The sequence below is a fragment of the Dapis hubbardiae BLCC-M172 genome, from assembly GCF_050016015.1.
Taxonomy (GTDB): domain Bacteria; phylum Cyanobacteriota; class Cyanobacteriia; order Cyanobacteriales; family Microcoleaceae; genus Trichodesmium.
On the sequence record NZ_JBNHEQ010000025.1, the window covers coordinates 29,944 to 31,697 of the forward strand.

Genomic DNA, 1,754 nt, shown 5'->3' on the forward strand with positions numbered 1-1,754 from the left:
TACTTCCTATTTCTGAGTCCCCCACTCCCCCCTACTCCCTACTCCCTACTCCCTAAAAAAAGAATATATTAGAAAAATTCAGATGCAAAACTAAACTATACTGCTTGCCAAAAAGAATTAATTACTACTTCCTATTTCTGAGTCCCCCACTCCCCAAACTCCCCAAACTCCCCACACTTCCCACACTCCCTTTCCGAATAGTAAACTTTCGTTACAATCCAGACCCGACTATTTCCACAAATGTCACACCCTTGTAAACTTACAGATCAGGACAATAAAGTTGAAGTTGGCCAAAAAATCAGGTCTCAAGGCTCCCCCTTTTAAGGAGATAAAAAAAGCAACTTCAGTATTTCAAGTATCCCTATTGCATGAGATACTGTTAACTGATAACTGTTAACTGATAACTGAAATGACCTGCTAGTTAAGATGAAAGATTTTAGAAGTAGAAGGTAAAGTAAATATGGCCGAATCAAGCCAAATACCCTATTTATTACGAGCAACTCAGGGTGAATTATTAGACCGTCCCCCTGTCTGGATGATGAGACAAGCGGGCCGCTACATGAAAGCTTATCGAGATTTACGAGAGAAATACCCCTCATTTCGCGAGCGTTCCGAAAACGTAGATATTGCTGTGGAAATATCTCTGCAACCTTTCCACGCTTTTAAACCTGATGGAGTAATTTTATTCTCAGATATCTTAACCCCACTTCCAGCAATAGGAATTGATTTTGATATAGTCGAAAGTAAAGGACCAATTATCGATCCGCCCATTCGCACTCAATCTCAAATAGACCAACTTCACCCTATCGAACCAGAAGAGTCTCTTCCTTTTATTCGAGAAATTTTACAAACTCTTAGACAAGAAGTTAAAAACGAGGCAGCAGTTTTAGGTTTTGTTGGAGCACCTTGGACTTTAGCTGCTTATGCTATAGAAGGCAAGAGTTGTAAAGACTATACAAATATCAAAAAAATGGCTTTTTGTGAGCCAGAAATGTTGCATCAGTTTCTAGGAAAGCTAGCAGAAGCGATCGCCGTTTATGCTCGTTATCAAATAAATAGTGGAGCGCAAGTTATCCAAATGTTTGATTCTTGGGCGGGTCAACTTAGCCCTCAAGATTATGAAACTTATGCTTTACCTTATCAAAAATTAGTAGTCCAGCAGGTTAAGAAGACTCATCCTAATACACCTTTCATTCTATATATTAATGGCAGTGCTGGAATATTGGAGAGAATGACCCAGACTGGTGTTGATATAGTCAGTGTAGACTGGACTGTAGATATTGGTGAAGCTAGACAACGCCTTGGTAAGAATATTGGTATTCAGGGAAATATAGACCCCGGTGTACTATTTGGTTCTAAAGAGTTTATCAAATCTCGTATTTTGGAAACTATCCGCAAAGCTGGCAACCGAGGTCATATATTAAATTTAGGACATGGTGTTTTGCAAAAGACTCCTGAAGAAAATGTAGAGTATTTCTTTAAAACTGCCAAAGAGGTAAGTAATTTACTAGCAGTAACTGCTTAAGTTCAGTTCAAGCATATTTGAGATTTGGATTAATTTTTTTAGGAGTGGGTTTCTAACCTACCCCTAAATTTCTAGTAGAAGATTGTATCTTTTGGTTGAGTTTCAGAAAATGTATGAACTATTTCTCTATACCCAATAGTCAGAAAAATTCCACTATCTACCTCCATCTACCAGGTGCTTCAGAAAATGAATTAACTATTGCTCTATACGCAATAGAAGGAAAATTCTA

At 38.1% G+C, this 1,754-nt stretch carries 1 protein-coding gene; it reads left to right on the forward strand.

What is annotated here, in order from left to right; translation table 11 throughout:
- Positions 1 to 460 precede the first annotated feature (460 nt).
- The gene (hemE, locus tag ACP6PK_RS03370; protein ID WP_426557744.1) at positions 461 to 1,525 is read left to right on the forward strand and encodes a uroporphyrinogen decarboxylase; all 1,065 of its coding nucleotides are present in this window, start codon (positions 461 to 463) and stop codon (positions 1,523 to 1,525) included.
- The last annotated feature ends 229 nt before the right edge of the window (positions 1,526 to 1,754 follow it).

What these genes read in the sequence shown, in the direction of transcription:
- hemE (WP_426557744.1), top strand. Translation starts at nt 461, where the DNA reads ATGGCCGAATCAAGCCAAATACCCTATTTATTACGAGCAACTCAGGGT.